The 8,324-nt window shown below is 70.7% G+C and carries 8 protein-coding genes; 4 read left to right on the top strand and 4 right to left on the bottom strand.

Translation table 11 applies throughout. From position 1 onward, the window contains the following. Positions 1–155 precede the first annotated feature (155 nt). Positions 156–728: a YdeI/OmpD-associated family protein gene (locus IFT36_RS13925; protein ID WP_200413426.1), complete on the bottom strand. Its 573-nt coding sequence runs from the start codon at positions 726–728 to the stop codon at positions 156–158. Positions 729–820: 92 nt separating this feature from the next. Continuing rightward, a complete protein-coding gene (locus tag IFT36_RS13920) occupies positions 821–1,453 on the bottom strand; it encodes a LysE/ArgO family amino acid transporter (protein WP_123571680.1) in 633 nt (210 codons plus the stop codon). Positions 1,454–1,522: 69 nt separating this feature from the next. Between IFT36_RS13920 and IFT36_RS13915 the strand changes: the two genes are divergently transcribed. Then, a complete protein-coding gene (locus IFT36_RS13915) occupies positions 1,523–2,473 on the top strand; it encodes a LysR family transcriptional regulator ArgP (protein ID WP_200413425.1) in 951 nt (316 codons plus the stop codon). Between the two features lie 218 nt (positions 2,474–2,691). Here IFT36_RS13915 and IFT36_RS13910 read toward each other — a convergent pair whose 3' ends face one another. Then, positions 2,692–4,902: an NADP-dependent isocitrate dehydrogenase gene (locus IFT36_RS13910; protein ID WP_200413424.1), complete on the bottom strand. Its 2,211-nt coding sequence runs from the start codon at positions 4,900–4,902 to the stop codon at positions 2,692–2,694. A 364-nt stretch (positions 4,903–5,266) separates the two neighbouring features. On the opposite strand from IFT36_RS13910, the gene IFT36_RS13905 reads away from it, so the two are divergent. The 3 genes from IFT36_RS13905 to IFT36_RS13895 all read left to right on the top strand — a co-directional run bounded on the left by IFT36_RS13905 (position 5,267) and on the right by IFT36_RS13895 (position 7,767). Next, on the top strand, positions 5,267–5,713 hold the full coding sequence (locus IFT36_RS13905; protein ID WP_200413423.1) for a hypothetical protein: 447 nt from the start codon (positions 5,267–5,269) through the stop codon (positions 5,711–5,713). Between the two features lie 279 nt (positions 5,714–5,992). Next, on the top strand, positions 5,993–7,033 hold the full coding sequence (locus IFT36_RS13900) for an ATP-binding cassette domain-containing protein (protein ID WP_307785117.1): 1,041 nt from the start codon (positions 5,993–5,995) through the stop codon (positions 7,031–7,033). Next, the gene (locus tag IFT36_RS13895; protein WP_192122868.1) at positions 7,030–7,767 is read left to right on the top strand and encodes a hypothetical protein; all 738 of its coding nucleotides are present in this window, start codon (positions 7,030–7,032) and stop codon (positions 7,765–7,767) included. The genes IFT36_RS13900 and IFT36_RS13895 overlap by 4 nt, the downstream gene beginning before the upstream one ends. A 217-nt stretch (positions 7,768–7,984) precedes the next feature. Here IFT36_RS13895 and IFT36_RS13890 read toward each other — a convergent pair. Then, on the bottom strand, positions 7,985–8,324 hold a 340-nt coding region (locus tag IFT36_RS13890; protein ID WP_200413422.1), incomplete at its 5' end, for a GNAT family N-acetyltransferase.

Raw genomic sequence — 8,324 nt, 5'->3', positions numbered from 1 at the left:
GCCACGTCCCGCCACCCCGCCACCCCGCCACCCCGCCACCCCGCCACCCCGCCACCCCGCCACGATGTAAACAAACCGCCACGAGTTTGCGTGGCGGTTTGTTTACATCGTGGCGGGATGCGGCCATGACGCGACCCGCGCCTCCTGCGGGCGGCTCAGCGGTAGTGCTGCTCGCCGCGGGCGGCCGCCGCGATCACGTCGCGGATGCGGGCCGCCCGGGTCTCGGGCCGCTTCAGTGCGGCCAGCCGGAAGTACACCCGGAACCGCTCGGTCTTCGTCATCGTCGCGAAGTGCGCCGCCGCCACCGGGTCGGCGTCGAGCGCTGCCTGCAGGTCGTCAGGAGGCACGGCGTCCTTCTGGCGGTAGGCGGCGTCCCAGCGGCCGTCGTCCTTCGCCCGGTCGACCTCGGCCTGTCCCGCGGGGGTCATCCGCCCCTCGGCGGTCAGGCGTGCGACGTGTTCGCGGTTCACCTGGGACCAGGGGCTGTCCTTCCGCCTCGGCTGGAACGCCGTGAGCGTGAAGTCGTCGTCGAGCCGGCTGGTCTGGCCGTCGATCCAGCCGTGGCAGAGCGCGACGTCGAGGGCCTCGGACCACGTCATGCCCGGCTTCGTCGACCGCACCTTGCGGAGCGTCAGTCGCACCCCGCCCACGTCGGGGTCGCCCTCGAGGTCCTCGCGCCACTGCTCGACCGTCACGTCGAGCACGGGCTTGTCGGCGAAGCTGACCATGCGGCGACCCTACCGGCGGCGAGACGTCACGACGTGCCGCCGACCTGCGGAACCGAGCGGCCCGTCCCGACCCCTCGAGGGGCGGCCGGCCGTCAGAGCCCGAACAGCAGCCGCAGCCCGAGGGCGACCATCACGACGGCGATCACCGCGTCGAGCACCCGCCACGCGACCGGCTTCGCGAACAGGGGACGTAGGAGGCGCGCACCGAACCCCAGCGCCGAGAACCACACGAGACTGCCCGTGACGGCCCCGCCCGCGAACCACCACCGCAGCTCGGGCGGCTGGTGGTTCGCGACCGAGCCGAGGAACACGATCGTGTCGAGGTAGGTGTGCGGGTTCAGCCAGGTGAAGGCGAGGGCGCCCAGGACGGCCGGGACGACCCGCGCGGGCGGCGCGCCGGCCTCGACCGTGAGCGCGCCCACGGGCCGGATCGCGCGCTTCGCGGCGAAGGCGCCGTAGACCAGCAGGAACCCCGCTCCGACGATCCGCACGACGACGACCGCCTGAGGCGCGGCCTCGACGAGCGCGCCGACCCCGGCCACCCCGGCGCTGATCAGCACGGCGTCGCTCACCGCGCAGACCACGACGACCGGCACGACGACGCGGGTCACGGCCTGGAGCCCGACGCGCAGCACGTAGGCGTTCTGGGCACCGATGGCGACGATCAGGGCGAGGCTCGTACCGAAACCGAAGAGGGCGGCGGGCAGCACGGTCGCGAAGGTCATGGCGACACGCTAGGGGCGCACCAGGCCATCACGCCAACTCATGTTCGTGATGCTGCATAAGCTCGACTCATGGCCCGTTTCGCGCTCGACCAGCTCGACACCCTCCGCACCGTCGTCGACGAGGGCACGTTCGAGGCGGCGGCGAGACGCCTGCACGTCACGCAGTCCGCGGTGTCACAGCGCATTAAGCAGCTCGAACGAGCGGCCGGGCAGGTGCTGCTGCGACGCACGACACCGGTCACCACGACCGAGGCCGGTGACGTGTTGCTGCGTCACGCCCGCCAGGTCGACCTGCTCACGTCGGACGCGCTGGCCCGGCTCGGCGCCGGCCGACCCGACGGAGGGGACGACGGTGACGACCCCGTCCCCACCACCCTCCCCATCGCCGTCAACGCCGACTCGACGGCGACCTGGTTCCTCGACGCGCTGGCCGCCGTCCCGCCCACGGTGCCCGTGGTGTTCGACCTGCGCCGGGCCGACCAACAGCACACGGCCGAGCTGTTGCGATCGGGGGACGTGCTCGCCGCCGTCACCGCGACCCGGGAGCCCGTGCAGGGCTGCAGCTCGGAGCCGCTCGGCGTCATGCGCTACCGCGCGGTCGCCAGTCCGGGGTTCGTCGAACGGTGGCTGGGCGCCCGACCGAGCGCAGGGGGAACCGCCGAGCCCAGGGGCCTCGACCACGGACGGCTCGATCGTGCCCCGATGGTGGTCTTCGACCGCGCCGACGACCTGCAGCACGACTTCGCGCGTCGGCTCACCGGTCACGAGCCGCTCGCGCCCCGGCACCACGTGCCCGCCTCGGCCGACTTCGCCCGGGCCGTCGTGCTCGGCCTCGGCTGGGGCATGCTGCCCGAGGCGCAGGCCGGCCCCGAACTCGACGCCGGCCGTCTGGTCGAACTGGCCGCCGGCGACCCGGTCGACGTGCCGCTCTTCTGGCAGCGCTGGACCCTCGCCTCGCCCCTCCTCGAGGCCGTCACCGACGCCGTCCGCGCCACCGCCCGCCACGCCCTGCATCCCTGACGCCTGCCCGCCTGACGCCCTGCCCCGCCTGACGCCTTGCCCCGCCGGTCGAGTGGTCGAGTGGTCGCGAATCGTCCTTCACGCGCCCCCGAAGGACGATTCGCGACCAGTCGACGACCGACCAGACGACGGCCCGACCCGACGGACGACGGGAGGCGCGGTGCCGACCGGCACCGCGCCTCCTGTTCTCGAGCGACCTGCGCCCGGCGACCGACGACCTACAGCGTCGCGAGCGCCTCGTTCAGCGTGCGCGACGGGCGCATCACGGCTTCGGTCTTGGCTGCGTCGGGGTGGTAGTAGCCCCCGATGTCGACGGCCGTGCCCTGGGGCTCGATCAGTTCGGCGACGATCGCCCCTTCGGCCCCGCCGAGGGTGGCGGCCAGCCCGGCGAAGGCGGCGGCCAGTTCGGCGTCGTCGGTCTGGGCGGCGAGCTCGTCGGCCCAGTACTTGGCCAGGTAGAAGTGGCTGCCGCGGTTGTCGATCGAGCCGAGCTTGCGACCGGGCGACTTGTTCTCGTCGAGGAAGGTGCCGGTGGCGCGGTCGAGCGTGTCGGCGAGGATCTGCGCCCGCGCGTTGTCGGTCGACATCGCGAGGTGCTCGAAGCTGACCGCGAGGGCGAGGAACTCGCCCAGGCTGTCCCAGCGCAGGTAGTCCTGCTCGACGAGCTGCGAGACGTGCTTCGGGGCCGAACCGCCGGCACCCGTCTCGAACAGGCCGCCGCCGTTGATCAACGGCACGACCGAGAGCATCTTGGCCGAGGTGCCGAGCTCCATGATCGGGAACAGGTCGGTCAGGTAGTCGCGCAACACGTTCCCGGTGACCGAGATGGTGTCGTCGCCACGGCGGATGCGCTCGAGCGAGAACGCCATCGCGTCGACGGGCGAGAGGATCTCGATCTGCAGGCCCTCGGTGTCGTGTTCGGCGAGGTACGTGCGGACGAGCCCGATCAAGGTCGCGTCGTGGGCACGGGTCTCGTCGAGCCAGAAGACCGCCGGGGTCTGGCTGGCGCGGGCCCGCGTGACGGCGAGCTTGACCCAGTCGCGGATCGGGACGTCCTTCGTCTGGCAGGCGCGCCAGATGTCGCCCGTGGCGACCTCGTGCTCGATGAGCGTCTCGCCCGCCTGGTTCACGACGCGGACGGTGCCGTCGCCGGGCACCTCGAAGGTCTTGTCGTGCGAGCCGTACTCTTCGGCGGCCTGCGCCATCAGGCCGACGTTCGGCACCGAGCCCATGGTAGCGGGGTCGAAGGCGCCGTTCGCACGGCAGTCGTCGAGCACGGCCTGGTAGATGCCGGCGTAGCTCGAGTCGGGGATGACGGCGAGGGTGTCGTGCTCGTCGCCGTCGGGGCCCCACATGTGGCCCGACGTACGGATCATCGCGGGCATCGACGCGTCGACGATGACGTCGCTCGGCACGTGGAGGTTGGTGACGCCCTTGTCGGAGTCGACCATGGCGAGGTCGGGCCCGTCGGCGATCCCCTGGTCGAAGGCGGCCTTGATCTCGTCGCCGTTCGGCAGTGCCGCGAGGCCCTGCAGGATGCCGTTGAGACCGTTGGCGGGGTCGAGCCCGGCAGCCTGCAGGTCGGCACCGTACTGCTCGAAGACGCGGGGGAAGAAGGCGCGGATCACGTGACCGAAGAGGATCGGGTCGCTGATCTTCATCATCGTGGCCTTGAGGTGGACCGAGAACAGGACGCCCTCGGCCTCGGCCCGGGCGATCTGTGTGGCGAGGAACTCGTGCAGCGCGGCGACGTGCAGCACGGTGCCGTCGACGACCTCGCCGGCCAGCACGGGGATCGACTCGCGCAGCACGCGGGTCTCGCCGTCGGCGCCGACGAACTCGATGCGCAGGGTGTCGTCGGCCGGGATGACGACCGTCTTCTCGTTCGAACGGAAGTCGTCGACGCCCATGGTCGCGACGTTCGTCTTCGAGTCGGCCGTCCAGGCGCCCATGCGGTGCGGGTGCTTTCGGGCGTAGTTCTTGACCGAGAGCGGAGCACGACGGTCGCTGTTGCCCTCGCGCAGCACGGGGTTGACCGCGCTGCCCTTGACCTTGTCGTACCGGGCCTTGACGTCGCGCTCGGCGTCGGTCGAAGGCGAGTCGGGGTAGTCGGGCAGGTCGTAGCCCTGCGACCGGAGTTCGGCCACGGCGGCCTTGAGCTGCGGCATCGAGGCCGAGATGTTCGGCAGCTTGATGATGTTGGCCTCGGGCGTCTTCGCCAGGGCCCCCAGCTCGGCGAGGGCGTCGCCCTGGCGCTGCTCGTCGGTGAGGCGCTCGGGGAACTGACTGATGATGCGGGCCGCCAGCGAGATGTCGCGGGTCTCGACGTCGACCCCCGCGGTCTTGGCGTAGGCCTGGATGATAGGCAGGAACGAGTAGGTCGCCAGCATGGGCGCCTCGTCGGTCAGCGTGTAGATGATCTTCGCCATGCGGCAGGTGCTCCCTCGTTGTCGGGCATGCGTGTGCTCGGTGGTGCTGCCTCTACGCTACCGCGCAGAAGTCTCTCGACATGAAGATACATGCCCGGTCTGGACGGCCCGCCCACGCGGCTCAGGTCGTCCGTGTCGCCGGGCGGGTTCAGCGAGCACGCACCCGCACACGAGTCTGACGGCGATCAGGCACGGAGTTTCCACAGGAACATCTTCCCCTTGCATCCGCAATGGCAAAGACGACATATTGGTGACGCGGGTGGGCACGAGGCCCACCCGCGTCGGAGCCGGACGGTTGCACCCGAACCGGCCCCATCCCGAGGTCCCGAGAGGCGGGGCCTCGAGAAGCAGAACGGATGAACACATGGACAAGAACCGCTGGACCGTCTGGCACAAAGCAGTCGCTGTCGCCGTCCTAGTCTCCCCCGGCATTCTGGGAGTCAGCACGAGCGCCACGGCTGCCACACCGTCAGCTGCGACTACGACTACGACTGCGACTGCGACTGCGACTGCGACCGAGGCGGCGACACGAGCCTCCATCGCGACGATCTCGATGACGGCGTCGCCGCCTGCAGGGGTCTCCGAGCAATCCCCCGTCTCGACTCCGTCCGGGGAACGGGAGAGCCGCAACAGGTTCACGAACCTCCTCAACGCTCTCAAGAAGATTCCGTCGCTCTTCACAGCCGTCGTGAACGGTGCGAAGAAGGCCTACTCCACGTTCGTGTCGACCGTGTGGCCTGCCGTGACGCGAGCGCTGGGGGCCATCGCGAATCTGCTGACGGCTTGGGAACTCTGGAACTACTTCCACTGATCATCTCCGGGGACGGGGCCCTCGGGCCCCGCCCCCGTCTCCGCACATCACGAAAGAAGAAGTCCTGTTGCCTGCTCAGTACGAGTCAACGAAAGCCACCCGCGCCCGGGTCACTGTTTTGTCCGCTCTGGCCGTCTCGCTCTCGGTGCTGACCTGCTTCGCGATGACGGAGCACTGGCCCATGCCATTCATCCCGCTGGCCGCTGGCGTCTGGTTCCTCAGCCTGGCGGCCCGTCGATCACCCAGAGCACCGCAACCGATCGCGGCATTCCTCATCATGTGCGTGTGCGCCATCACGTCTGTCCTCCTCGCCGCTCGCGCGTGAACGCCTTCGTCCGCGAAAGCGCGGCCGTCTCGGTCCGCAACCTGAGCAAAACCTACGGGCGACGGGTCGTCATCGACGACGTGAGCTTCGAAGCCGGAGCGGGCCGGGTGACGGCTCTGCTCGGGCCGAACGGGGCAGGCAAATCGACGACGCTTCGGGCAATGCTCGGGCTGGTCCGCCCGACGAGCGGCACCACGCTCTTCGACGGCCTCCCCTTCGCCGAGATCGATCGGCCGGGTCGCATCGTCGGTGTCCTGCTCGACGCGAGCGCGGGCCACGGTGGGCGCACCGTCCATGAGACAGCTCGCCTCTCGGCGCTGGCGATCGGCGTCTCGTCGCATCGTGTCGACGCGTGTCTCGGTCTCGTCGGCTTGTCGAGCGTGGGCGCCCGTCGGGTCGGCTCGCTGAGTCTCGGCATGCGTCAGCGCCTCGGCCTCGCCGTCGCCTTGCTGGGCGAGCCGACGACGCTGATCCTCGATGAGCCGGGCAACGGCCTCGACCCCGAGGGACTCCGCTGGTTGAACGACTTCGTCGTCGCTTTCGCCCGGTGCGGTGGCGGCGTCCTGCTGTCGAGCCACCACCTCGGCGACATCGAGACGATCGCTGACGATGTCGTCATCCTCGACCGAGGCCGCGTCGTCCACGCCGGCCCGGCGCGAGCCGCCAGGCTGACGAACGTCGCCTTCGCCAGCACGGATGATGACCGGCTTGCTCGAGCCCTCGTCGACGACGAGGTGACGGTCGGCCGCGGGCGGGACGGCACGACGCGCCTCACCGCGACGACCACCGCCGATCATGTCGGACGCCTCTCGGTGACCCTGGGCATTCCGCTGACCCATCTGTCCGAGTCGCGTCCGTCACTCGAGTCGTTCTTTCTCGACCAGACCTCGGGCGAACATGCAGCCCGCCCGTCCATGGCACAGGGGCCACCGAGGGGGACGTCACCGCTCGAGCCCGTTCACACGTCCACGTCCACTCCGAAAGGGACCCCATGACCCCGTGGCCCGTCCTCGTGCACATCGAGGTCATGAAGGCGACCGACACCCGGGCTGCCCGAGGGCTCTTCGCCGCCATCGCCCTTCTCGGCGTCGGCGCGGTCGCTTTGTCCCAGGCCTCCGACGCGTCGCTGGAAACCTTCGTGAGCGGCGTCGGCATCCCGCTCACAGTGCTGCTTCCCGTCGTGGCCGTGCTCGCGGTCACGGGCGACTGGAACGGGCGGTCCGCCCTCGCGACGTTCTCGCAGACGCCGCAGCGCCTCCTCGTCCTCACAGCACGTCTCGTCGCCATCGTCGGGCTCGTCCTGGGCGTCGCCCTCGTCACGGCCGCCGCTGCAGCACTCGCGTTCGTGGTTCTGCATGCCGACCTGCTGGCGACCACCGACTGGTGGGCAGTGACGGCGGCTGCCTGCGGAGTCGTCGCCCTCGCGGTCGCAGCGGCCCTGACCGGCACGGCCGTCGGATCGCTGCTGCTGAACACACCCCTGGCCATCGTCGTCACCATGCTGCTGCCGCTCACCTACGACATCACTGCGGCGCTCCTCGTCCCAACCGCGGCCCCGTGGATCTCCACGCTCGCATTCGCGGCCTGGCTCGCCCAGCCGCACCTGAGCTGGGCGGACGGCCCCGGCGACATCCCGGGCGCCGGGCAGGCCCTCACCTCCCTGCTGCTCTGGGTGGCGCTGCCCCTCGGGCTCGGCTGGTGGCGGCAACTGCGTCGCGACGTGTCATGAGGCCCGCCCAGAAGTCACGACATGCCGCTCACGCGTAAGAAGCGAGCTGTATCTCCTGAATTCTCGACCGACGACTCGGGCGCAGGTGGCGACAGCCGTGATGCATGGCACGGCCTCGTCCAGCATCCGGGGTCGCACACGAGGTTCCGGCAGGCGCGACCCGCACCTTCCGGGCCGGATGCGAGGCCCGCGGTGAGCGCGACGCGAACCACCGCGATCAGGACGGCGTCGGGGTCGCCACCGTGCCCGATCGCTCGGAGGTCGAGCCTGGCCATGTCGTCGCCGGGCGCCACATCGCCGCGGGCGTCGCGCCCGGCAGCCCGCCGATCGGGCCCAGCTCGACAAAGCCCAGGCGCCGGTAGAGCGCCCGGTTCCGCTCGGTCGACGACTCGAGGTAGGCGGCGCCGCCCGTCTCGTCGATCGCCGCGAGGCGGTGCTCGATCAACGAGGTGCCCACGCCGAGCCCTCGGGCCGCGTCGCCGACCGCGATCTCGCCGAGGTACCAGTGCGGCAGCCGCGGCCGGGGCGCCGCCAGGGTCGCCTGGTGGCGGGCCGCC

The sequence above is a fragment of the Frigoribacterium sp. CFBP 13605 genome, from assembly GCF_014839405.1.
Lineage (GTDB): Bacteria > Actinomycetota > Actinomycetes > Actinomycetales > Microbacteriaceae > Frigoribacterium.
Note: the sequence above shows the minus strand (reverse complement) of the source record. Positions and strands in the feature narration are given on the sequence as shown.